Here is a 25,386-nt window from a genome sequence, read left to right as displayed (position 1 = left end):
ATGTCCAGCCCTGAACATAAGCAAAAGATCTGGAAAATGATCAAAGACATTAAAGTCGGCATGCTCGTCACATCCGACCATGACACGCCCCGAGCCCGTCCGATGCATTTAGTGCAGGAAGAGTATGACGGCACCCTCTGGTTCTTTACCCGTCGCAGTTCTGAAAAAGTGCTGGAGGCCGCGAGCGATCACGATGTTTGCCTAAGCTTCTCCGATCAGGAAGAGGGTGTTTACGTATCGCTATCGGGCAAAGCCAACCTGATCGATAACCGAGAACTGATCGAAAAATACTGGAACCCGTTCATCGCCGCCTGGTTCCCGGAAGGTAAGGATGATCCAGACGTCGCACTGCTGGAAATCAAAGTACACATGGGCGAGCACTGGAAAGCCGAAGAGAGCAAGGCCTTCCAGCTTTACGAGATTGCCAAGGCCAATCTCAAGAAAGATGCCACCCCAAATCTAGGTGAGAATGAAAAGTTCGGTGGTTAACTTGACCTCTAAGTGCCCCGCTTCTGTCGGGGCGCTGTTCAGCTTACTAGTGATCATGCTCGTGGGCTCAAGCAGCTCATGGGCCACTGACGACACCCAGAGTGACGGTACCAGCGTTTCTAGTGAGTGTGAACTAACCGAGCAAAAGCAGGCCATGCTGTCAGGCATTAACGAAGCACGACGCCAACCGAGGCAGTGTGGCGATCAAGCTTATGAAGCAGCGGAGCCGTTAGCCTGGAGCTGCAAACTGGAAGCAGCTGCCCAGTTGCACTCCCGAGATATGGCCGAGAACGACTACTTTAGCCATACCGACCCTAAGGGTGTGGGAATTCAGCAACGCGTCAACAACCAGGATTACACCTGGCAGGCAGTGGGCGAGAATATCGCCGCAGGCCACACCTCCGTTTCCGCCGTGGTAAACGGCTGGCTAGAGAGCCCCGGTCACTGCCAAAACATTATGAACGCGACCTTTACCGAAATGGGCATGGCAAAAGCAACCGAGCCAGATTCTCGTTACTCCACTTACTGGACACAAACGCTCGGCAACCCGCGCTGAGCGCCCAGCAATGGAGTACAGGTCACTCCCCTATTTCACTCGCACCAATACCACCGTAGTGGACGGCCGTAATCGCATTCTTAGGCGAGCCGTCTACCAGCTTGGTGCTGTAGGTCAGGTAAACAAAGGTTTGAGTGTCCGTGTCATGCATACGGACAACGCGCATATTCTTAAATAGCGCAGAGCGGCGCTGAGTAAAAATCACCTCCTGCTCCTCCACTTCGGCAGGCTCGAAGATTATCTCCCCCGTTTGCCGACATGCCACGCTGGCTTCACTAGCCTCTTCTGCCAGCCCCACCGCCCCCGTAATACCCCCAATTTGGGAATAAGAAATGTAGCAGGAAATGCCCTGCACCTTTGGATCATCAAAGCGTTCCACTTCAATGGTGTTATTCGGGCCCAATAGTTTGAACTCCGTTCGCACGCTGCCAATATGAGCATCCTGAGCGAATAGCGTAGGTGGAAGCAGAGCGAACATAATAACGAGCGCCTTAACAGCGACGCGTTTCGAGAAAGACCGTTCAGGTAAAGACATTGAGAGCTTCCTTAGCAAATGCCAGTGGGTGATGGGCAGGCGAAGAGCATACCTGATGCAGCTAAATTTATCGGCAATATGAGGTTCAACCACAATGCAGCCGATGCCCCGTTCATGTTTGCCTCCCGCATCATCACGTTTAAACGCCATTTAAACCCTTTGTAAGCCATATCTTACAAGCGTGACAGAGATCTCTTACATCATCTTTTATGAAGATGAATTACCGTGTGCTTTCGCCACTGCATGCCGCGTACAAGGAGTACGAAAAACTCGCTCAAGGGATTGAGCCAGGGAAGAAATATGGCGGAAGGAACAGGAGCACGCGGCAGGCCAGGGATGGCTTTTTATAACCCAGCCACTCTAGCTTTTTGTCACATTAAACTCTATTTGATAGTTCATCGCCGCTAACCCCCTCCCAAGCGTCACCGCTTATGTTTTTCATGTCTAACAGCCGTTCTCTACGTCTACCTACTCTGCCAATCCCACAACGCATTAGCCCGCAAAAAGCAGGCTAATGGATCGTAATAGAACGTTCTTCCCTTAACCATCACAAGCGCACCCTTTCGGTTGGTGGCAGGTGTAGTCACGGTTGATACAAGAGTTACCGCATGCCTTGCCTTTGGAGCATGTTTTACAGCATCCGCCTTGGGCTAGGAAAAGCTCTTTTGAAATCGTGTCGAACGTCAGGTCACATTCAGTCTCTTCAACTGCCAGCTCGGCTTGTGTCAGCCAGTTTTCAGAGGCATCCATCGGCTGTCCAGCATTTGCCACGCTTGAGAAGCATAGCGCCAGCATCAACATCCTGGCTTTAATAAGCACGGTCATTCCTTTTAATTATTATTTGTCGATGCAGTATGAGGATGCGGCGTGGGAACTAATAGCAATTACCTAGCCAAACGGGCAAATAATTGCCTAATGGAAATGAATGCTACTTTATAGGAGAGGGGTACTAGGAGAGCGCTTCAGTTCAGATAGCCCGTTGGCGTCCCTGGCAGGAGTCAAATAAATCATATAAATATTTGAATTAAAACAACTTTAAATGAAATATTAAAATACTATATACCACACTGTATACCATTATCTTCATCTGTAAGCCGCTAATAGGTAACCGATGTTCAAAAAATGGAGCAAGCCTTGTAACGCTGTAAAGCTGTCGCGCCGAGAGCTTTTAAAAAACACTATTAGCTTGACTTTTCGACGCTTAAAAAAGCCTCGCCGACTTCAGTCACATAATTATCTATAACCTTCATAAATAACAAGGAGTCACTGTAATCCAAATCATTATCTTCATCTTCGATATAGGCTGTTAAAAAAACTGAAGTAATTTGGGCAAGACTAATAGCAGTAAAATGTGCAGGCTCTGTAAGCCCAGAATTAGATTGACCACAGAGCAACATCTCTTGATTGGCCTCGCGCATGGCATATAAGGAAGCCATTTCATAATAGTCGGAATGAATATAACGACTAGCAAGCTTATAGTTATGCGACCATTTTTCCATCTCTACAAACTCACGTAATTTATCAATTTTCTTAAACCCCGTGTGCTCACGAGCCCAATGCCATCCAGGATCGTCATTAGTGATTGTTTTTTTAAGATCAGAATAAAACAATGCCTCCTCGTCAGAAAAGGTTTCCTGCCCCATAGCTTCAGCCGTTCTTCGGTGCTCTTCAATGCCATCCGCAGTTTGAACCATTCCATGTTTAATATAATCTATAGCAGCCTTACGACCACATTTTTTGATGACCAAACACGTAACAACCATTTCATATAGAGTACGCCAACGCGCTAGAGCAGCATCAGGATAGCCCCCTTCCAAAAGATGGATTATTTCTCCAGCAATGCGGCATGCATGAGCATGCTGTCGCATAAATACGCCAATCAACTCATCAGTTTCATACTTGGGAATTTTTATGAACTGTTGCTGAAAGTTCATACCAGCTTGCAAACAAGTCTCTCTTAAAGCATGTAGCTTAGTGAAACCTTGGGCCCATCGCTCTCGATTCCTCTTAATAAATTCATCATGTTCAGTCATAATCCGTTTAACATTAGCTTCATCATTCTTACGAACCTCTTCAATTAACGCTGTCGCAGTCAGATCAATAACTTTCTGATAATCTAGGTCACTTTCATTTTCTATAAGCTTTTCTTCCATTATCTTTATAAGTTCTTCAAACAAGTTTTTTCTCCAGAATTTTAGACCATACATAACAATGCCAGTACATACGATTTTTATTGAAGGATAGATACAGCCAAAAGGCCGTCGCTGTGCCTGTGAATGCTAGAAATCACCATCTCTCGCTCTCATACTCGTCAAACCAATGGCTGTTAGCATGACCAAACCCATCAATATCGGGGAACAATGTTAAGTAGCGTATATCGAACAAACCCGCCAACTCATTAAATGCCATTTTTTTAAAACTAGGAGATATCCCAATCGCTATATGTGTTTCTTTTTCTTTTCCTAGGGCGAGACTCCCCATATCGGAGTTGGCAACCGTACTGTATAGAAATTGTGCACCTTGAGCGGCAATTCTTTTTGATATAACTGGGGGCTGCCAGGTTTGTGGATATTCAAATTTTCCAATACCTTTAAATATATCTCGGTATTCGCGTGACTCTGGCTGATTTTCACCTCCACCAAGATGGTGAGAATGAATGCCTAAAAGTAGACCAGTCTTGTCAGGCTCCGAAGCGCATGCGAACCAGAGAGCAGTCATAATGTTTCTTGAACAGTCAATCAGCCTTGTTGCGGCGCCATGATGTTGGAGTTTAGCCAATAGTTCGAAATCTGATAATTCCCTGCCTGACTCAAACCGATATCCTTGATGAGTTGCATGCCTTAACAAGTCTTCTTCGTAACGTTGCATGCTCTTTTCATTAACATTCCAGCTAGTCCTGCTTAGTCTTCTATAAGCAGAACTATGAATTGGCCAAGCAATATCACTCTGCCCCCTCCATAAATGTACATTCCGTCTATTACCAGAATGGTCTCTAGCCAAATTAAGAATCTCAGCTATTGAAGCAGGTAAAGCGACAGAACCAAATATATCAGTATCGCAGTATTCCATCAAAACATTCCTAATATCCACATTTTCTGGATAGATTAGATCCCAACGGAAAACCAGTTCGACTGGCATCCGCTTGTTAGCGCCCTAAGTCTAGAGCTAAAGCAAGTTCCTGAAGTATGCTTTTAGATAAATCAACCATGTGTTTACTTACTACTGGCTCGGCACCATGAATTATTGAATTCCTTAAAGTTATAAGGTTTTTAATTTCGTTAAATAGGTTTATATCTATTCTCTTAGCTCTCAATATAAATTCGGCTAGCCTAACATTTGAAATCCTTCTCCTTGAACGGTTCTCTCCTTCCAGCTCTGTTTGATATGCTTGGCCATATTTTTGGAGTATGTATTCTAGCCGATTGTAATTGGTTAAAAAATCTTCTAGGCTTCCCTTATCTTCAGCATCAGAAGTTGGATCAACTTTCTGCTGTATAATTTTACTTTATTTTTCTATTCTCTTTGGTGCAATAACATCAAAAATAAAATAGGCAATAACTAGTAGATTTATTAAAAATGCTGATTGTGCTGTATTCAGCAAAATGGTATTGAAAGTGGTTATTCCACTACTTTCAGACGAAATCACAAGATTAGATATCAACAAAGTAAAGATTGACAATGCAGTCACAAAAAGGAGAGTTTTGAAATACCGTTCTTTAAGACTCTCGACCGCTACGGTTAATGTATCATCCTCAAACTCTTCCCTACTAAGCTCGTTTCGAAAAAATATAAAACCAGTTAAGGTTAAACCATAGATGCCTGCCAACACTTGTGCAGAAGTGGAATACAAATAGAAGATTTGGTTTTCGTTCAATATCAGCAATGGCTCAACAAGCCCTATCATACTGGTAATTATTGAACTTAATACAAACATACTTAAAGCAAGAGTAACAATTCTTATTGGTGACAAAACACATTCCTTTTTATCAAAAAATCTTACAATTAGTTATAAAAATAGAAGAGTGAATCTACCAAACTTCAAACAAGCTTAACTACAATAGCTTAAACACCTAACCTGCCCATGTAAAACAACACATTCAGAAAATTTCTCTTTGGTACTTTTTTACATTTACTCTTTATTCATGTATCGCTCAAAAATGGATCTTTTTTCTATAACTTCATACTCGATAGAATTAACATTTCCTTTTGCTCTAGCGATTACAGTTTGGGCTTCATTATCCCAAAGAAACAAGAAATCGCCCACCCACCCCAAATATTTATACTCAACACTTACGCCATTGATCTTTAAATATTGCTGACTATTCTTTGCAGCATTTGCATCGACAGCCCCCCACCCAAAGGCAAAAACAGCCACTGTAACGAGAACATTTACAATAAAAATTCTAGCATATCTGTGAGGAATATAGCGTTCGACCTCTCGTACATCACCAACAAATGCAGGGATAACTAGCATGGACAATAACGCGACCTTAAACCATCTATCGTTTCCAGACTCAAATAAAATTTGATACATAATTGCCAATAATGAAGTCGTGAAAATTATATTCAATACCCAATTAAAATATTTAGCTGAGGGTAAATCCCTCCCTCCGCCTGGTGGCAGTTTTTTTGACAAAGGAATACTTAGCATGCTACCAACTAGAAAACCAGCCATCACTATAAGAGCTGAATATAGCAATGGAGTCATTGCACTTTTTAACACATCGCTAAGTGCAATGTATTCTAGTATATTGACATCAAATGAGCTCCAGAAACCAAACAAATATAAAATCGATACAAACAAACTATATGGCGTAATGAAAGTTAATATTTTTTGAAAATTCATATGCCTTATTTTATTCCTAAAAACATAAAAAATAACACATTAACCAATTTGGGGTGCTCTCAAATACCCGAACAATTATTAATTCAATTACCGAATGATAATTAGGCAGCCTCTCACAGACTCTCTACTCCATTAAGCTTAAGGAGTATTCATCATTTCCCTACGCCTGTACAACCCATTCATCTGAGACTTTAGACCACTCTATACCGCCTCTATCAGGAACGCACCGTTGCCGACAAGCCTTATCAGGAATGACTCTTTATGCTATCGGCCAGCCGTAGGGCTAGCTTTAGAATATTGCTTTTCATCTACTGACCAAACGTGCACAAATCCGCATGATTTTGCATGGCTCCAATGCACCCAAAACCCGCCTACAGCCCAGCAACAGCGGGCTTTGGCTCGTTCTGACGGATCATGAAGAAATACCCCACAAGCGAACACCGCAGGCGGGTGGGGGACAACGCGCCGTAGGGTGCGGCGGCCTGGGGGCCTACCCCTTGGCAACCGTGCCATATAGCCGCTGTGTGCCGCTGTAAGCCTCGCTCGTGCCATGCAACGAGAAAGCCCCGCACGGTGGCGGGGCTTTAAGATCATAAATAGCACGTTCTTCCCTTAACCATCACAAGCGCACCCTTTCGGTTGGTGGCAGGTGTAGTCACGGTTGATACAAGAGTTACCGCATGCCTTGCCTTTGGAGCATGTTTTACAGCATCCGCCCTGGGCTAGGAAAAACTCTTTTGAAATCGTATCGAACGTCAGGTCACATTCAGTCTCTTCAACTGCTAGCTCGGCTTGTGTCAGCCAGTTTTCAGAAGCATCAATCGGCTGCTCAGCATTTGCCACGCTTGAGAAGCATAGCGCCAGCATCAACATCATGGCTTTAATAAGCACGGTCTTTCCTTTTAATTATTATTTGTCGATGCAGTATGAGGATGCAGTCTAGGAACTGATAGCACTTACTTAGCCAAACGGGCAAATAATTGCCTAATGGAAATGAATGCTACTTTTTTGGAGGGGGATGCTAGGTGATCGCTTCAGATAGCCCGTTGGCGTCCCTGGCAGGAGTCGAACCTGCGACCTGCCGCTTAGGAGGCGGCTGCTCTATCCTACTGAGCTACAGGGACTTAATCGGTGGCTAGTCGCATCTTGCGGGCGCGTAGTATAACGCGTCACCCAAGGTAGGGCCAATCGAGTTGCTAGATTCACGCTTATGACTATATCCAGCCGAGCAAGCGCAGCGCGAAGACGCCCAGCGTGACGGTGATACTGGCCATCAGTGTGGTGATGGCGATGATATTGGCCGCGAGGGCGACATTGCCACCTATGGCTTTGACCATCACAAAACTGGCGGCGGCGGTGGGGCTGGCGAAGAAAAGAAACAGCAGGCCCAGTTGCTCGCCTGAAAAGCCCACTAACCAAGCCGCGGCAGTGGACAGTACCGGGAGCGTGACCATTTTCATCCAGCTCGCGCCTAGCGCCACCTGGCTACCGTCGCGCATGCTTGAAACGGAGAGCGTTGCGCCGATGCAAATCAGCGCCAGGGGCAGCGTTAACGAGGCGAAATAGTCCCCTGAAGTAATCAACCAGCTCGGCAGCGGGATCGAGAGCGCAGTGAACGGCAGCGCGGCAAAGACTGAGATAATCAGCGGATTGGTAATCACGTGTTTCAGCAAACTGCGCCAGTCGGTAGACTGCCCCGGCTGGTAGGTCGCCAGCACCACCACTGAAAGTGCGTTGTACATCACAATCACCACGCCTACCAGCAGGCTACCTGCTGAAAGGCCATAGTTACCATACATACCGGCCGCCAAGGCTAAGCCCACTACCCCGCAATTACCCCGAAACGCACCTTGCACGTATATCCCACGATCTTTGTGCGCGACTCGATAGTGCGCCCAGGCCCAGCTCAGCAGAAACTGCCCTAGCGTTGCCGCAGCAAAAAACACCATGAGCGATACATCTAGCGCAACGCTCAAGTCAGCTTTGATTAAACTAAGAAAAATCAGGGTGGGCAGCGTCGCTTTAAACACCAGCGTTGAGGCGGTTGAAACAAAAGCACTATCGATCCATTTCAAGCGCTTAAGGCCCAGGCCAACAAACACCATCGCAAAAACAGGCAACGTCACATCCAACGTGCGGGCAAACAGTTCAAGTAGGTTCACAACAGCGTCTCAGTCAGTTCAGCACCTGCTTATATTCTACTGCTGAGCAGGAATTGTCGACTCACCAAACAGGGGATGCTATTCCTGCGAGTCAAAAAGCGCCATCACATCGTCTTGGTCACGGGGCATATTCACTACCACGCCATCACGGCCCTTACCTTTAGCCTCATAACTCCCTGCATCCGCTCGAGCCATTACATGGGTTACGTTGATATCGCTTTCATCAAAGGTGGTCACGCCAATACTTAAAGTGACCATGTACTTTTTACCTTCATGAACCACTGAAATTTCGGCTACCGCCTGTCGTAACGATTCGGCCACTTTTTGTGCCTGAGATAAGGTGCAACTGGGCAACAGAACCCCAAACTCATCCCCCCCTTGGCGTGCAACATGATCATTACGGCGCACTTCCCAGGCAACTACCTGAGCAATTCGCCGCAACATCTCGTCGCCAAGGGCATGCCCACCTTCATCGTTGATTGGCTTAAAGTGATCCAAATCGAACAGCAACAGGGCCGACGGCGTGCTGGTTTTTTGGAAGTCGGCAAAGGCTTCTTCCAGACGCCGCTCAAAGCCCCGGCGATTGAGCAGGCCCGTTAACGGGTCGTGCTCCGCTTCCCAGCGTTGAATCGCCTCCTGCTCCCGGCGCTCGGTAATGTCTTTTACAACGCCCACTAAACCAAGCGTATGGCCGTCTTGGGATATCGTGACCACGCGAGCATGAATGTCCAGCCACAATAGCTCCGCATCACTACGTAAAAACCGCAGTTGGCGAACAAAATCTGTGCCGGTGCGCAAGCTATGCAGCCACATATCGCTAGCCCCGTCGAGATCATCAACGTGAATCTGCGTTATCCAGCTATCCATGGGCAGCTCAGCGGAGATACCCAGCATTTCTAGCAGTGCTGGGTTCATATACGTAATATCGCCCCTGATATTAGCGACAAACATCCCCTGCGGTGCGGCATTGAGCACCGAGTCAAGAAATGCCTCGCGCTCTTGCAGATGATCAAGCAAGAGTTGACGCTCTTCTTCTACCCGATTAAAGGTGCTTGCCACCTGCTGTAGTTCGAGCATATTTGTAGCAAGACTGACGTTTTCACGGTAGCCACGCCCTACTTCACCAATCTGCTTTTCAAGATGATTAAGGGGTGAAAGCTCTCTCCCCAACAGCCACCACATCAGCGGCAGCATCAAGAGTGCCATCGCCACCCATAGCCACCACAGCTTATGAATGAAGGTAGCCAGCGGCAATTGGGCTTGATCAATGGGCAAAAAGAGGCCCACGATCCAACTGGCAGGCCATACCTGGGCGTAGGACTGGAGGGCAGTTTGACCATTCAATAATTTGCCCACGCTATCGCCTTCCCAGCCATCCAAGGCTAAGTCCAGCCAGGGATTAAAGTCCTTGCCAGGCACTGAGGCGTTAATTAATGAAGCTTCCGGGTGGTACAAAACTTTACCGGACGCAGTGGCAACGCCTGCATAGCCCTTTTCACCCAGGCGCACCCTGGCTAACCGGCTAAACACGCCACCGGAATCAAGAGTTAGAACACCACCAATAAAGCCATCGAACTCACCCTCTTCAGTAAGACGTGGAACGCTGACCAAGACCATGGGCACACCGCTCGCGCGCCCGACAAAGGGCTCACTAACGTAGGAACGAAGGGTGCCACGCAGCATTCGAAAGTACTCAAGTTGCGCCGTCTGCAATCCTACCCGGCCAACAATAGCGGGCCAATCGGCCACCACTTCACCCTCGCGATTGGCTACCACTACGCCGTCAAACCAAGCCAGTAAGCCATCGTTTTGGCGTAACTGATAGCTGATCCAATTGGTATCATCAGTGTCACCAATCATTTCTTGTAAGCGCTCTAATGCTTGGAAGCGAAGCTCTATTTGTTGGGTGGTTTCATCAGCCAAGAGGGTAGCTTCATAACGCAGGTGCGACATATTCGTCTCGTGCACCATTGTTTTACCCAACTGCCATGACATGCCAAGCAGTATCGCAACCACCAACAGCCAAGTAATAGCCAAGCCCAGCAATAGCCGGCCTTTTAGAGTACGAAAACGAAAAAAACGAGTTATAAGGTCGGGCAAATGCACCGCAGTACCTTGTTATAAATAGCATTCATCAGTGTATTTTAAGCGCCTTAAAAGAATTAGCACGGCTTAGGGATGCCAACGTACCAAAAACGTAATCAATACGCGCGTTGAAAGACCTACCGTATATCCACCTTACTGACTATACGGTTTTAGACACGCAGTACCAGCAACCCACAACTTTTAATTAGCGGTCAATTACGAGTGGCGATGAATTGATAACCCCCGCCAATTCACGTATGTTCGCCCGCCTACCCTTTGTACTGTTACCTAACTGCGGCCTTATCTATGGCGACACGAACGGCAGGTTACACATCCACCGGTATTCGCAAACTGGCTGCCCTGCCTGCGCTGCTGCCCGAATTTAATCGTTTCGACCGCCTTCGCCCATGGAAGCAGAGACCCGACGCGATCATTGGCTGGGGGTTAAAGCCCACCAGCACTCGCGCAAGGCAGTATGCCAAGCGCCACCAGCTGCCTTATATCGCCCTGGAGGATGGCTTTATCCGCTCGTTGGGGTTAGGGGTGAGTGGCTTTCAACCGCACAGCTTGGTGGTCGATAAGACCGGCATTTACTACGACGCCACGCGACCTTCTGATTTGGAAAACTGGCTCAACACAGCCAACTTCACCGATGAAGAGCTAGCCCAAGCAGAACGCTGCATGGCACTGCTCACCCGCTATCGGCTCTCCAAATATAACCACGCTCCCGACCAGCCGATTCAGAACGTCAGCCGAGCGCGTGTATTAGTGGTGGACCAAACCGCTGGGGATGCCTCTATTCATTACGGCGGTGCCCGGTCGGAAAGTTTTCAGCAAATGTTGCAAGCCGCATTAGAGGCGCACCCCGAAAGCGACATTTTGGTCAAGATCCACCCTGACGTTATTGCCGGAAAAAAGCAGGGGCATCTGCTTAACGCCACCGACCACCCCCGCTGCAAGGTCATCGGTGAAGACGTGAACCCCTGGGCACTCTTCGACCAGATTGATCACGTTTACGTCGTCACCAGTCAGCTCGGCTTTGAAGCGTTACTTGCCGGTAAGCAAGTGCACTGCTTTGGCATTCCGTTCTATGCTGGCTGGGGGCTTACCTACGACCAGTTGCCCTGCCAGCGGCGCGGCGTTAAACGCACGCTGGCCGACGTCTTTGCGGCGGCTTATTTGCGCTACTGCCGCTACGCCAATCCTTATACTCGGCAGCCTGCCACCCTGGAAGAAACCATTGCCCTGATCGCCGACCAACGGCGACAGCAGGAGCGCTACCGGGGAAGCTGGCGGGCATGCGGGTTTTCCTCGTGGAAGCGTCGCTTTATTGGCGACTTTCTAGGCGCTGCCGCGCGTACAAACTATCAAGCGAAGCTTCCAGAGAGCGAACAGCCCAATGAACGGCTGCTGGTATGGTCTAGCCGTATTGATGCCGATTTTAAACGCCAGCACGCCCAGCACATGGCCAAACTCTGGCGCATGGAAGATGGGTTCATTCGTTCGGTGGGATTGGGGGTCGATCTTACTCAACCACTGTCACTGGTGATTGATTCACAGGGTATTTACTACGACCCCAGCCAACCCAGTGATTTAGAGACGCTGCTCGATAGCGCTCCTTTCAGTGAAGACCTGTTGCAACGTGCGCAACAGTTACGTCAGCGATTAGTGGGGCTCAAGCTCTCCAAGTACAATGTGCGTGGGCAGGCAGAAGTCGAGCTGCCCAAAGGGCGTTACACCATACTGGTGCCCGGCCAAGTGGAGAGCGACGCCTCTATTGCCACCGGCTCGCCGTACATTAATACCAATAGCGGGCTGCTGAAAGCCGTGCGTGATGCGCACCCTGACGCCTATATTGTCTACAAAGCCCACCCGGATGTATTGAGCGGTGCGCGTGTCGGGGCACTCGATACCAATGCCAAACGCCTGTATGATCTAGACGCCAGCGACATCGATATCGCGACCTTGTTAGAGCGCGTTGATGCCGTTCATACCATGAGTTCCTTGACCGGTTTTGAAGCGCTTCTGCGCAAGCGGGACGTTAGCACCTACGGCCTGCCCTTTTATGCGGGATGGGGACTAACCCAGGATGCGCTTAGCTGCCCACGCCGCACGCGTTCACTCTCGCTGGATGCGCTAGTGGCCGGCACACTGATTCTTTACCCCGGCTATGTAGACCCAACGACCCGCCAGCTGTGCAATGCGGAAACCGTCGTCAGCCTGTTGGAACAGGCAAGAACACAAAAAAGTACTCTTACATGGAAACAGCATCTCTACCGCTGTTATCGTAACTTGTTGATCGGAAGGCATTGAGTTGAAGCATCAGAAGCGTGCATTCTTATTTTTGCAGGGCGTTTGCTCACCGTTTTACCAGCGCTTAGCCAAGCGTCTGGTGAACGATGGGCATCGTGTCGTCAAGGTCAACTTCAATGCGGGCGATATCGCCTATTGGCAGCGCACCCATGGCGAGAGCCACCTGTTTCGCGGTCCGCTTGCCGAGTTACCTGGCTATATCCAACATCTGTGGCAGCAGTACGCGATAACCGACCAAGTCGTGTTTGGCGACCGCCGCCCCATTCATCGCCCCGCAGTCGATAATGCCGCCGCCGCAGGCGTACGCACCCATGTGTTTGAAGAGGGCTACTTTCGCCCGTTCTGGATCACCCTGGAGCGCGAAGGCGTTAACGGCCACTCGCTGCTGCCCCGTGATCCAAGCTGGTTTTATGAAACTGGCAAATCGCTCCCCGAACCGCCTGCACCCGTGCGTTTTCGCTCCTCTTTTAAAATTCGCGCCATGCATGATGTAGGCTACCACTTGGCCGGACTGGCCAATCCACTGGTTACGCCGCACTATCGCAATCACGCGCCGATTACTGCGCCCGTAGAATACGCAGGCTACCTGAAACGCTTTACCCAGTTAAAGTTCTGGAAAAAACGCGATGCCGAACGCATCCAAGCGCTGATCGAGAGCGGCAAACCCTATTTTATGCTGCCGTTGCAGCTAAATAGCGATGCGCAAATCCGTGATCACTCCCCTTACGCTAATATGCAGGAAGTGATGGACGACGTGATGGCATCGTTTGCCCTACACGCCCCCAGCGATACCCAGCTATGCATAAAAAACCACCCGCTGGATATGGGGCTGGTCAACTACCCGAGCATTATTAACCAGCTTTCAGAACGGCATGGATTGCAGGGGCGCATTGTTTATCTTGAATCAGGAGATTTAAACGTTCTGCTCAAAAATGCCAAGGGTAATGTCACCGTTAATAGCACAGTGGGTATTGTGTCACTGGAAAAAAACTGTCCGACCTTTGCGCTTAGCGACCCCATCTACAACCTTGATGGACTAACCTACCAAGGGAGGTTAGCGGATTTTTGGCAGCAGCCTCAGCCACCCAACGGCGAGCTATTTGGCTACTTTCAAAAGACCGTGATGCATGCCGTTCAAGTTAACGGCGGCTACTACTGCCAGCCCGGTATCGATTTGGCTGTGGATAACGCCGCCCGCATACTCGAAGCCTGCCCATCGCCGTTGGAGAGATTGTTGTGAGCCAACCCCAACCTTCTCGCTGTGTACTGATTACTGGCGCCACGGGGGCAATCGGTGGGGCGCTAGCTCTCGCCTATGCCGACCCTGCCACCCATCTCGTGCTGCACGGCCGACGGTTAGAAACGCTCGAAGCACTGGCTGCAAGCTGCCGTCAGCAAGGTGCCCAAGTTACGCTCTCAACCATTACGCTAACCGATGATAACGCCCTGCAAAGCTGGCTAGCGGATCTTTGCAAACAGCACGCACCAGATATCGTGATTGCCAATGCGGGCAAAAATACCCATCCCCAGGGGCCTGATATCTTAGAGCCCTGGGCAGATGTGCAGGCGCTGCTGGATATTAATCTGAAAACGCCCATCGCCATGGTGCAACACCTAGTGCCCGCCATGCAGGCTCGCGGCAGCGGCCAACTGGTGTTGATCAGTTCGCTTGCCGGGTGGCACGGGCTGCCCACCACACCCAGCTACAGCGCCAGCAAAGCAGGCATTAAAGCCTACGGCGAAGGACTGCGCGGGTTACTCGCCCCCCATGGCATTGGCGTTACGGTGGTGATGCCTGGCTACGTGACGTCACCGATGTGCGACGCCATGCCCGGCCCCAAACCTTGGGAGTGGCCGCCCGAGCGCGCCGCCAAAGTGATTAAGCGTGGCATTAGCGCTAACCGTGCGCGGGTAAGCTTCCCCTTTCCGCTTAATTTCGGTACCTGGTGGTTAGCGGTACTGCCCGCCGCCGTTTCACAGTGGCTGATTAAACACCTGGGCTTTAATCACTCAGCAGGCACGCCCCATGATTAGCGCGCTGATGTGGCCACTACTGATAGGGCTGTTGTTGAGCGGTGGTTTTGAAGCCCTGCTCAATCCCCGTCCGCGAGCCTTCTGGAAGCGCGGGTTGGCGGCTAATAGCGTGCATGTAGGCTCTTGGGTGCTGATGTTCGGCCTGTTGGTGCTGCTACTGCAACGCCCCTGGTTCGCGGTCATGGTGTTTCTCTCGCTACAGCTGGTCGTCGTGCAGTCGAGTAACACCAAATCGCACACGCTTAACGAGCCGTTTATTTGCCACGACTTCGAATACTTCTTGGATGCCATTCTGCATCCACGCTTATATGTGCCCTTTTTCGGCATTGGCCTGGCGATTGCCGCCAGCAGCGCGGCAGCCTTAGCCATTGGGGCTTTCTTCTATTGGGAAACGTCGCTAGTCACCAGCGAGGGCGCTAGCCGCTTTTTAATCAGCGCGTTTGAGATCATCGCCATCGGCGTGCTCCTGCTCTCTTTCAGCCTACCGAAGCTGCCCGCCATTACCCTGCAGCCCATTCAAGACCTACAGCGCCTAGGGCTTTTCGCCAGCCTGTGGGCATACGGTATGGCGCTGATGCGCTCACCTGTGCCAACGCCGGAACAGTCGCCTTTTTATCACTTAGCCCAGGTGGCTAAAGCATCTAAAGATGAGCAAACTCTGCCTAACCAGGCACTGCCAAACCGGAACCTGCCGAACGTAGTACTGGTGCAGAGTGAATCGTTTTTCGACCCGCGCCCCTGGTGTGAAGAGGTCGGTGCCAATCTTCTTCACCATTTCGACAATACCCGCGCAAACGCCACGCTACATGGCGCATTGAATGTGCCCGCCTGGGGCGCCAACACCGTGCGCACCGAGTGCGCGGTATTAACCGGCATTGCTCCCGACCAGTGGGGCGCACGCCAGTTCAATCCCTATCGCACCCTTTCACGCCACCCAATGCCGAGTTTGGCGAGTGCGCTGAAAGCGGCGGGTTACCGCACCGTATGTATCCACCCTTACCTCGCGAGCTTCTATTTTCGTCACAAGGTGATACCCCAATTAGGCTTTGATCACTTTATAGATATCAATGCCTTCGAGAGCAGCGACAAAAGCGGCCAATACATTAGCGACTTGGCAGTTGCACGAAAGATTGGACGCCTGCTTGAAGATGACGATAATAGGCCGCTATTTATCTTTGTAATCACCATGGAAAATCACGGCCCGCTACATTTGGAAGCACCCAACCAAGCGACGTTAGCTAAAACGCTGCCCAATGCGCCTTGGCCACTACCCGGTCATTTGCGTGATTTTGCGGTCTATTTGCACCATTTAAGTGAATCCGACAAGATGTTGGCCAACGTTAAAAATTCGCTAAATACTGCAAAGCGACCAGGGCTGCTAGGCTGGTATGGGGATCATGTGCCGATTCTACCGGAGGCGTACACCCATTTTACGCCCCCTGATAGCCGCACCCCCTACATGATATGGTCAACGGAGCATCTGGCAACAGATAGTGGACCCTATGAACTAGCCGCAAACGAGCTTGGTGTCCAACTGTTCAAACAGGTGTTTGGACATGATATGAGTAGCGATGTGATCAAGGCAGAACCAGAACCTCAGGAGCAAGAATGACTAAACGCGTTGCCATCATCGGCGCCGCCCATCGTTTCCCCGGCACCACCCCTGAAACGTTCTGGCAGGACCTGCAAGCCGAAAAAGATTTAGTTACCGAAGTGGCCGCTGATCGCTGGAGCCACGACGCCTTTTTGCACCCGGATAAACGCCACCCTGGCACCAGCGTGACCTTTGCCGCTGGCAGCCTGGGGGACATCAGCGGGTTTGACGCTGAGTTTTTTGGTATTTCGCCCCGTGAAGCGGCCAACATGGACCCCCAGCAGCGCATGCTCCTAGAGCTCGCCTGGGAAGCCATGGAAGACGCCAGCATTCTGCCCAGCTCCCTACGCGGCAGCCAGTGTGGGGTATTTTTAGGTGTCGCCAGTCTCGACTACTCATACCGGATGGCGGACGACATGTCGGCCATTGACGCCTCAACCGCCACCGGCAATACCTCCAGCATCGCCTCGAATCGATTGTCCTACGTGTTTGACCTGCACGGCCCCAGCATGTCGCTGGATACCGCCTGTTCGTCGTCCATGGTGGCCTTTCACCAAGCCTGCCAATCGATTCGCAGTGGTGAAACCAACATGGCGATGGCGGGTGGCATCAGCCTGCACCTGCACCCCTACGGCTTTATCATCTTCTCCAAAGCCAGCATGCTCTCGCCAACAGGCCGCTGCCAGGTATTTGACGAAGCGGGTAACGGCTACGTGCGCTCGGAAGGGGCAGGCATTTTTCTGCTCAAGGATTACGACCAGGCGGTAGCCGACGGCGACAACATTATTGCCGTTGTGGCAGGCTCCGCGGTGAACACCGATGGCCATAAATCCGGCCTGACAGTGCCTAACCCCAGCGCCCAGATCGACCTCATGAAGCGCGCCTACCAGCAGGCGGGCATCTCGCCGGACGAGATCGACTACCTGGAAGCTCACGGTACCGGCACCGCGGTGGGCGACCCCATCGAGACCCGCGCGATTGGCGAAGCCCTCGGCCAATACCGTAAAACACCGCTGCTGATTGGCTCGGTGAAAAGTAACCTGGGCCACCTGGAAACGGCTTCCGGCGTGGCGGGGCTCGCCAAGGCGCTATACAGCATTCAGCACCGCGAAGTGCCTGCCACCATCGGTATTCGCAAGCTTAATCCGCGTATCAAGTTTGATGAGTTGAATTTATCAGTCGTGACCAAAGGCCAGCCGCTGAAAAAAGAGGGCCGTCTCGTTATCGGCATTAACTCTTTTGGTTTCGGCGGGGCCAACGCCCACGTGATTCTGGAAAGCCCGCCCGAGCGGAGCAAACCCGAGCCGCAGGCACCTGGTTCAACGCTGCCGATTCGTCTTAGCGCCCGCAGCGATGAAGCGCTTACCCAAAGTGCCGCAACGCTCGCCAGTTATTTGCGCGAGAACGACTTACGCGAAAGTAGCGATATCAGCCTATACGACATCGCCTATACGCTGTTCCACCACCGTGAACGCCATAGCCATGGTGCGCTGCTGTTTGCCCAAACGGCTGACGAAGCAGCCACGCTGCTCAGTGAATTTGCGAGCGGGGAAACGAAAAGCGTCACCACACTTGGGCGGCTGACTAACGCGGTCGGCCCGGTGTTTGTTTACGATGGCAATGGCTGCCAGTGGGAAACCATGGGCCGCGATCTGCTCAGTGATTCACCGGTTTTCGCCGCAGCGATTGACCGTGTCGATGCACTCTTTCAGCAGTACGGTGACTTCTCGCTACGCGCCGAACTAGAGGGGCGTAATGGGCAAAGCGATGAAAACCGCTTCGCGCTGACTGAGGTCGCCCAGCCCGCGCTGTTTGCTCTGCAAGTAGCACTGACCGAGTGGTTGCGTGAGCAGGGTATTGTCCCTACCGCAGTGTTCGGCCACAGCGTAGGCGAAGTGGCTGCCGCATGGGCCAGCGGTGCGCTGAGCCTGGAAGACGCGGTGAAAGTGATTTACTACCGCAGCGACTATCAAGGCAGAACCCGCGGCCAAGGCGAAATGACCGCCGTCGCCATGAGCGCCGATGACATCGCCGAATGGCTCGAAAAGCCCGAATACAGCAAGGTTTGCCTGGCCGGCATCAACAGCCCTAAAGGCATTACCCTGGCGGGTGATAGCCAGCAACTGAGTGAATTGGAAGCTGCGCTAAGCGGGCAAGATATTTTTGCCAAGCGCCTGCCGTTGGATTACGCCTTCCACAGTCCCGCGATGGACAGTATTGAAACAGGCGTGATCGACGCGCTGGCAGATATCACGCCGCGCGCGACGCAGATCCCCTACTACTCCACCGTGACCGGCGCGCTAAGCGACGGGCTTGAGCTGGGCGCCACCTACTGGTGGAAAAACATTCGTGAGCCGGTGCTGTTTGACGCTGCCGCCAGCGCATTAATGGAGCAAGGCCATAACGTCTTTGTAGAGATTGGCGCTCACCCCATTCTGCGCCGCTACCTCAATGAGTCCCTGCGCCAGTTAGAGCGCTCCGGCCTGGTATTCGGCACCATTGAACGTCATAAACCGGGCCTTGAAGGCTTGCAGCGCTGCTTAGGCCAACTGCTGCTCAGCGGCCTTGATTTGGCTAGCCGCCACCTGCCGGTGGTGGGCCAACGCGTGCCGCTGCCGCGCTATCCTTGGCAGCGAGGCCACCACTGGGTACACGCCACCAACGACAGCCAAGGGCTGCTTGCGCGCTACTACCAGCACCCGCTGCTGGGCTACCCGCTGGCGCAGCATGAGCATACCTGGGAAAGTCAGCTCGATACCCAGCGCCAGCCCTGGCTGGCCGACCACGTCGTCGGCGAAGGCGCAGTCTTCCCCGGTGCCGGTTTTGTGGAACTGACCCTGGCCGCGGCGCTACAGCTAAAAGACACTCCGCTGCTGGATATCGAAGAGCTCGAAATTCGCGCCCCGCTGCTGCTGGACGGCCCCCATGGCCGTACCATGCGGTTGACCTACCTGCCGGAAGATGGCCGCCTGGAGATCCACTCCCGTGAGCCCGCCACTGGCAGTGAATGGCAACTGAATGCCGTGGCCCGCACCATGCGCGAAAGCCGTGGCTTCCTGCTAAAACGTCAGGCACCTGCGCTACCTTCCCGCGCGCCGGACTACACGCTGGAAGATCACCTGCAAATGGCCGAGCGTATTGGTCTGCACTACGGCCCCGCCTTCCAGGCCATTTCCAAGGGCTGGATCGAAGGCGATGCGGTGATTGGTGAAATCGCCTTGTCAGATGAGGTGCAGGCGCAGCTAGCCACGCTGCACGTACACCCCGGCATTCTGGATAGTGCCTTCCAGATGTTTATCCCGTTGCTGGCCCAGCATAGCGCATTTGCCGCCCAGCTGGCCTTTGTCCCGGTTCGCGTCGGTCGCATTCAAGTCAACACCCAGGCTGGCGCGCCGGTTATCGCCCGCGCCGTGATGGGCAAGCGCTCACCGCACTCCTTTACCGCCGATTTTGAGCTGTACGACGCCGCTGGCAATGCGGTAGCGGTATTGAGTCAAACCCGCTTTAAAGCGATTCGTCTTAATCGCGCGCATCAGCAGCACTTTAGCTACTTAGACGTTGAATTGACCCCAGCGCCGCTGCATTCAGCGCCACTAGCACTGCCCGCCGATGCGCTGGCCCGTCTGGCCGATATAGCCACTATTTACGGTGAGCGCACCGGCCATCGCTATGGCAACGAAGTCGCTCCACTGCTGGATAGCCTCAGTGAAGCCTTTGCACAGCAGCGCGCGAACGCAGAAACCGCTATTGATTCAGAAGTCGCGCAGCACTCGCCTGACGTTATCTGGCAACTGCTGGTGCAGGACTACCCGGACTACTTTGCACCTATCCATCTGGTGGGCCGCTTAGGGCTTCACCAACAGGCGCTGCGCAGCGGCAGCAGCGATCTTGAAGCGCTGAGCATTAGCCAGGAACACCTTGCGCGCTTAAACCGCGTACTGGTGGGTGAAAGCGGCTGGCAGGCGTTGGCAGGCGGGCTAGGCGAGTTGATCGACGCTCTGATAGCAGAGCTCCCTGCTGGGCAGCGATTGCAGCTGCTCGAAGCAGGCCCCAGTGCGCCTGCTTTGGGCGAACGGTTACTGGAACGCAGTGCCCAGGCGCTTTACCACGACCTTACCCATTATCGCGTGATCACCACCCTCGATAGCACGCGCCATCAGGCAGAGCAGCTGCAAGAACGTTTCCCTCTGATGGATATGCAGCATCTTGACCAAAACGACTTCGCTGCCTTAACCGCCCCCACTGGCGTGGAAAAAGCCCAATTAGCGTTTATCAGCGTGGATGTCACCCATCCCGCCGCGACGCGCCAATTGATAGAAGCACTGCCCGCGCAGCTAGCGCCAGGCGCCCAGGTCATGCTGATCGGTATCGCTCCGAGCCGCTGGCTGGATGATCTTCTGGCCACGCCCGGAATCGACCAAACCGCGCTGGAACAAGAGCCCCTTATCGGCTGGCTGAACGATCAAGGCTTTGTGGTTTCCACGCCAATGGCACTGGAAGAGAGTGAGAATGGTGCCTACCTGCTCCACGCCCACTACCCGTTAGCAACGGTCGATGACGAGTCCGCCGCGACCCAACGGCGTCACTTGGTGGTCGCCGATCACAACAGTGAAGCGCTGTCGGCCAATCTCGTCGAGGCACTGCAAACGCAAGGTGCTTCCGCGCTGCTCAGCGTTAGCCAGAGCGCGCCTGCCGAGCTGCTGGCACATGCGTTAACGCAATCGGTACTGGCGAATCACCCAGAACAAACGCTCAATGTGATTGACCTGCGTGGCCTGGGCGCCAACAGCACTGAAGCGCAAACTGTTCGCTGTGATCACGCCCTCAAGTGGACGCTGGCGTTAGAGCAGCAGTCGCTGGCCGCCTCCTTATGGCTGGTGACCCACGGCCTTAGCGCGCTCTGGCAGGCAACCCCCGCCACCAGCGCTAACGAAGCGCCCGGTGATGCCGCGCTATGGGGCTTTGGGCGCTCGCTCGCCAATGAAGCTGTCGGGCATAACGTTTATCTGCTGGATGTACCGACAACGGTCAGCGAGCAATCGTTACACGCTTGGGCCACCTTGCTGGCTCAACCGGATAGCGAAAACGAAGCGCTGATCGACAATCAGGGCCACCGCTTTGCCACTCGGCTACGCACCCTGCCCGCGCCGCGACCGGCGGCGGCAGAACCGACTAACGAGCAGACCCAACAGCCGCATCAGGCGATGACGCTCGGCTTTGCCATGCCTGGGCAGCTGCGCCAGTTAACGTGGCGGCCACGCCCGCTACCGCAAGCCAGCGCTGACGAAGTTGAAATCAGCGTTAAAGCCACCGGGCTTAACTTCCGTGATGTGATGTACACCCTGGGCCTGCTCTCCGATGAAGCGATTGAGAACGGCTTTGCCGGGCCGACCCTGGGCCTCGAGTTCGCAGGCGTGGTCGAATCCGTTGGCAGCAACGTCACCCACGTGACGCCTGGACAGGCGGTGGTCGGCTTCGGCCCCGCCAGCTTCAGCGATAGAGTCATCGCCAGCCAACACGCCGTTGCCCCGCTGCCGGAAGGCATCAGTTTTGCCGCGGCGGCCACGATTCCAACGACCTTCTTCACGGTCTACTACGCGCTCAAGCACCTGGCGCGGGTAGAACCCAGCGAGAAAGTGCTGATTCACGGCGCCGCTGGCGGCGTGGGTATCGCCGCGCTGCAAATCGCCCAGTGGCTAGGCGCGGAAATTTACGCCACGGTGGGCTCCGAAGAGAAGCGCGACTTCCTGCGGCTGATGGGCATCGAGCGGCTTTACGACTCGCGCTCACTCACCTTTGCCGAAGAGATCCTTGAAGACACCCAGGGCGAAGGCGTGGATGTGGTGCTTAACTCGCTAGCCGGGGAAGCAATCAACCAGAATCTGCGTGCGCTGCGCCCGTTCGGCCGCTTCCTGGAGCTGGGCAAACGCGACTTCTACGAAAACACCCATATTGGCCTGCGCCCGTTCCGCAATAACCTCAGCTACTTCGGTATCGACTCCGACCAGCTAATGAAGGTGCAGCCCGCGCTGACACAACGTCTGTTTGGCGAAATGATGGCGCTGTTTAACGATGGCACCCTCAGTCCACTGCCGTTTACCTCGTTTAGCCACAGCCAGGTGATCGACGCCTTCCGCTATATGCAGCAGGCGCGCCAGATCGGCAAAGTGGTCGTTACCTACGAACAGCCTATCGCACCGCCCCAGAACGAAGTACTGGGCACGGCAGCAATGCAGTTGTCCGCGGATGCCAGCTACTTGGTGACCGGCGGCCTGGGTGGTTTCGGGTTAAGAACCGCTCAATGGTTGGTAGAGAAAGGCGCGCGGCAGCTGATTCTGCTTAGCCGCAGCGGCCCCGCCAGCGAAGAAGCCCAAGCAGCAATGGCGGCCTTCGAGCAGCAAGGCGTTAAGGTACTGGCTGCGGCCTGCGATATTACCGACCGCGCTGCTCTGGCCGCAGTACTGGAGCGTGCCAACGCTGAACTCGCACCGCTTCGCGGCATTGTGCACGCTGCCACGGTGATCGACGATGGCCTGATCCGCAATCTGGATGCCGAACGTATTCAGAAAGTGCTGGCGCCTAAAATCGACGGTGCCCGCCACCTCGATGCGCTCACGCGCGAAACGGAACTGGATTTCTTCGTGCTCTACTCGTCGGCCACTACGCTGTTCGGCAACCCCGGTCAGGCTAACTACGTGGCCGCCAATCACTGGCTGGAAGCTTTTGCCGCTAACCGCCGCGCCGCGGGCTTACCGGCGACCTGCGTACGCTGGGGCGCCATTGAAGATGTCGGCTTCCTGGCGCGTAACACCCGTACCCGGGATGCGCTGCAAGAGCGCCTGGGGGGTTCAGCACTGCGCTCGGATGACGCGCTGAATGTGCTCGAGCAAATGCTGCTGACCCCAGGGCCAAGCCTTGGCGTGCTGGAGCTGGAGTGGGGCGCGCTTGCCCGCTTCCTACCGACCGCTGAAGCACCGCGCTTTAATGAAATTGCCCGTGCCAGCGATGACGACAGCAGTGTGGATGCCGACGATGACATCAGTGCCCTGCTGGCCGACCTCTCGCCAGAAGAGCTACACAGCACGGTCACCGACTTACTGCGCGCTGAACTGGCCAGCATTCTGTTGATTGATGAAGAGAAGCTCGATATCCACCGCTCGGTCTATGACATGGGCTTTGACTCCCTGATGGGCGTCGAGCTAATGACGGCTATCGAGAACCGCTTGGGCGTTCAGGTGTCAGTAATGGTGCTTAGCGAAGCATCGACGCTCGACAAACTCGCGGGCGTGCTCATTCAGAAAATGCATCAGCACGACGATATTGAAGAAGCCCCGCAAGATGCGATAGCCTCGCTGGCCGCACAACACGGTTCGGAGGGATTCACGACTGAATCTACCTCTGCATCTTCATCATTCGCGACCGAGACACCATGACCGCCAAGCGCTCTGAATTGAAACAGCAACTTCTGGAACAAGCACGCAAACGCACCGCGCCGCGTGCTGCCAGCGCTACCGCGTCGTCATCCAATGGGCAAGGGGCTGAGCAGCGCACGGTGCCGGAGCGCTTTACGCGCTTCGATGCCCAGCCCGGCTATCAGCAAATTGCCATGATGCGTCAAGCCGCCGATCAACTAGGCTTGGTCGACCCGTTCTTCAAGGTGCACGAAGGCACCGCTGGGGCGACCAGCGTGATCAACGGGCAGACCTGCATCAACTTTGCCAGCTATAACTATCTCGGCTTCTCGGGCGACCCGCGTATCAATCAGGCCGCCTGCGATGCCGTGGCGCGCTACGGCACTTCTGTTTCCGCGAGTCGCGTGGTATCCGGCGAACGGCCTATCCACCAGGAGCTGGAACAGGCCCTGGCCTCCGCCTACGATGTGGAAGACGCGGTGGTGTTTGTAAGTGGTCACGCCACCAACGTGTCCACGCTGGGTTACCTGCTTGGCCCTAAAGATTTAGTGCTCCACGACGAGTATATCCACAACAGTTCGCTCGTCGGCGCACAGCTTTCCGGGGCCAAGCGCATGTCGTTTAGCCATAACGACCCCGCCTCACTGGAAGCCCTGCTAGCCCGTCATCGGCATCAGTTTGAACGCGTGTTGGTAGTGATCGAAGGGCTCTACAGCATGGATGGTGACATTCCCGAGCTGCCGCGTTTTATCGAACTCAAGCAGCGCTACCAGGCGTGGCTGATGGTCGATGAGGCACACTCGTTCGGGGTTATGGGCGACACTGGCTTGGGGCTGCGCGAGTATTTCGATATCGACCCGCGTGACGTGGATATCTGGATGGGCACCATGAGCAAAGCCATGGCGGGCTGCGGCGGCTATATCGCAGGCAGCAAACCGCTGGTGGAAACCTTACGCTATCTGGCGCCCGGTTTTCTCTACAGTGTAGGCATGCCCGCACAGGTCGCGGCCCCTTCCCTGGCAGCGCTGCAACTCATGCAGCAAGAGCCCGAGCGGGTTCAGCGCCTGCACGCCATTTCGCGCTACTTCCTCGAGCAGGCCACCGCCCGCGGATTGGATACTGGCAAAAGCATCGGGGCCGCCGTCGTACCGGTGATTATTGGTAGTTCTGCGGCAGCAGCAAGGCTCTCCCACGGGCTATTGGAACAGCAGATCAACGTGCAACCGATCCTGCATCCGGCAGTGCCCGAAAAAAGCGCGCGGCTGCGCTTCTTCCTTTCGTGTGACCATACCCAGGCTCACATTGATCAAACGCTAGATGCACTCGCCGCGTTGATGGCCTAAGTTAGCAGCGCCAAAAC

The 25,386-nt window shown here is 53.4% G+C and carries 17 protein-coding genes and 1 tRNA gene; 8 read left to right on the top strand and 10 right to left on the bottom strand.

The genetic code is table 11. From position 1 onward, the window contains the following. Window positions 1-489: a pyridoxamine 5'-phosphate oxidase family protein gene (locus AC5TBW_RS06245; RefSeq protein ID WP_495511232.1), complete on the top strand. Its 489-nt coding sequence runs from the start codon at window positions 1-3 to the stop codon at window positions 487-489. Further along, window positions 482-1,045 (top strand): CAP domain-containing protein, encoded by a 564-nt coding sequence (locus AC5TBW_RS06240; protein ID WP_495511231.1) that lies wholly within the window; start codon window positions 482-484, stop codon window positions 1,043-1,045. The genes AC5TBW_RS06245 and AC5TBW_RS06240 overlap by 8 nt, the downstream gene beginning before the upstream one ends. 22 nt (window positions 1,046-1,067) lie before the next feature. On the opposite strand, the gene AC5TBW_RS06235 is transcribed toward AC5TBW_RS06240, so the two are convergent. The 10 genes from AC5TBW_RS06235 to AC5TBW_RS06190 all read right to left on the bottom strand — a co-directional run bounded on the left by AC5TBW_RS06235 (window position 1,068) and on the right by AC5TBW_RS06190 (window position 10,634). After that, complete coding sequence (locus AC5TBW_RS06235; RefSeq protein ID WP_495511230.1) at window positions 1,068-1,523, bottom strand: CreA family protein; 456 nt, start codon at window positions 1,521-1,523, stop codon at window positions 1,068-1,070. Window positions 1,524-2,120: 597 nt separating this feature from the next. Beyond that, complete coding sequence (locus AC5TBW_RS06230) at window positions 2,121-2,399, bottom strand: hypothetical protein (protein WP_495511229.1); 279 nt, start codon at window positions 2,397-2,399, stop codon at window positions 2,121-2,123. 362 nt (window positions 2,400-2,761) lie between these two features. Beyond that, window positions 2,762-3,757, bottom strand: a complete 996-nt coding sequence (locus tag AC5TBW_RS06225) for a DUF5677 domain-containing protein (RefSeq protein ID WP_495511228.1) — start codon at window positions 3,755-3,757, stop codon at window positions 2,762-2,764. A gap of 109 nt (window positions 3,758-3,866) precedes the next feature. Further along, a complete protein-coding gene (locus AC5TBW_RS06220; RefSeq protein WP_495511227.1) occupies window positions 3,867-4,718 on the bottom strand; it encodes an FRG domain-containing protein in 852 nt (283 codons plus the stop codon). A gap of 367 nt (window positions 4,719-5,085) precedes the next feature. After that, on the bottom strand, window positions 5,086-5,550 hold the full coding sequence (locus AC5TBW_RS06215) for a hypothetical protein (RefSeq protein WP_495511226.1): 465 nt from the start codon (window positions 5,548-5,550) through the stop codon (window positions 5,086-5,088). Between the two features lie 159 nt (window positions 5,551-5,709). After that, the gene (locus tag AC5TBW_RS06210) at window positions 5,710-6,426 is read right to left on the bottom strand and encodes a hypothetical protein (RefSeq protein WP_495511225.1); all 717 of its coding nucleotides are present in this window, start codon (window positions 6,424-6,426) and stop codon (window positions 5,710-5,712) included. A gap of 612 nt (window positions 6,427-7,038) precedes the next feature. Beyond that, a complete protein-coding gene (locus tag AC5TBW_RS06205; RefSeq protein WP_495511224.1) occupies window positions 7,039-7,317 on the bottom strand; it encodes a hypothetical protein in 279 nt (92 codons plus the stop codon). A gap of 156 nt (window positions 7,318-7,473) precedes the next feature. After that, window positions 7,474-7,550 (bottom strand) — tRNA-Arg (locus tag AC5TBW_RS06200). A 90-nt stretch (window positions 7,551-7,640) separates the two neighbouring features. Beyond that, window positions 7,641-8,588 carry an AEC family transporter gene (locus AC5TBW_RS06195; protein WP_495511223.1) on the bottom strand — a complete coding sequence of 316 codons (948 nt, stop codon included), beginning with the start codon at window positions 8,586-8,588 and terminating at the stop codon, window positions 7,641-7,643. A gap of 78 nt (window positions 8,589-8,666) precedes the next feature. Next, a complete protein-coding gene (locus AC5TBW_RS06190) occupies window positions 8,667-10,634 on the bottom strand; it encodes a sensor domain-containing diguanylate cyclase (protein ID WP_495511222.1) in 1,968 nt (655 codons plus the stop codon). A gap of 345 nt (window positions 10,635-10,979) precedes the next feature. Between AC5TBW_RS06190 and AC5TBW_RS06185 the strand changes: the two genes are divergently transcribed. From AC5TBW_RS06185 to AC5TBW_RS06160, 6 genes are read left to right on the top strand one after another with little or no spacing between them, the layout of a single operon-like run. Continuing rightward, on the top strand, window positions 10,980-12,986 hold the full coding sequence (locus AC5TBW_RS06185; protein WP_495511221.1) for a capsule polysaccharide biogenesis protein: 2,007 nt from the start codon (window positions 10,980-10,982) through the stop codon (window positions 12,984-12,986). A 1-nt stretch (window position 12,987) separates the two neighbouring features. Beyond that, window positions 12,988-14,226, top strand: coding sequence for a capsule polysaccharide biogenesis protein (locus AC5TBW_RS06180; RefSeq protein ID WP_495511220.1), 1,239 nt, complete (start codon window positions 12,988-12,990; stop codon window positions 14,224-14,226). Continuing rightward, window positions 14,223-15,020, top strand: coding sequence for an SDR family NAD(P)-dependent oxidoreductase (locus AC5TBW_RS06175; protein WP_495511219.1), 798 nt, complete (start codon window positions 14,223-14,225; stop codon window positions 15,018-15,020). Before AC5TBW_RS06180 ends, AC5TBW_RS06175 begins: the two co-directional genes overlap by 4 nt. Further along, window positions 15,013-16,632 carry an LTA synthase family protein gene (locus AC5TBW_RS06170; protein ID WP_495511218.1) on the top strand — a complete coding sequence of 540 codons (1,620 nt, stop codon included), beginning with the start codon at window positions 15,013-15,015 and terminating at the stop codon, window positions 16,630-16,632. The genes AC5TBW_RS06175 and AC5TBW_RS06170 overlap by 8 nt, the downstream gene beginning before the upstream one ends. Beyond that, window positions 16,629-24,047, top strand: a complete 7,419-nt coding sequence (locus AC5TBW_RS06165) for a type I polyketide synthase (protein ID WP_495511217.1) — start codon at window positions 16,629-16,631, stop codon at window positions 24,045-24,047. Before AC5TBW_RS06170 ends, AC5TBW_RS06165 begins: the two co-directional genes overlap by 4 nt. Beyond that, a complete protein-coding gene (locus AC5TBW_RS06160; RefSeq protein ID WP_495511216.1) occupies window positions 24,044-25,369 on the top strand; it encodes an aminotransferase class I/II-fold pyridoxal phosphate-dependent enzyme in 1,326 nt (441 codons plus the stop codon). The genes AC5TBW_RS06165 and AC5TBW_RS06160 overlap by 4 nt, the downstream gene beginning before the upstream one ends. Window positions 25,370-25,386 lie beyond the last annotated feature (17 nt).

It is taken from the genome of Vreelandella sp. ssv (assembly GCF_059448525.1).
This window is presented reverse-complemented; position numbering and strand designations above follow the sequence as displayed.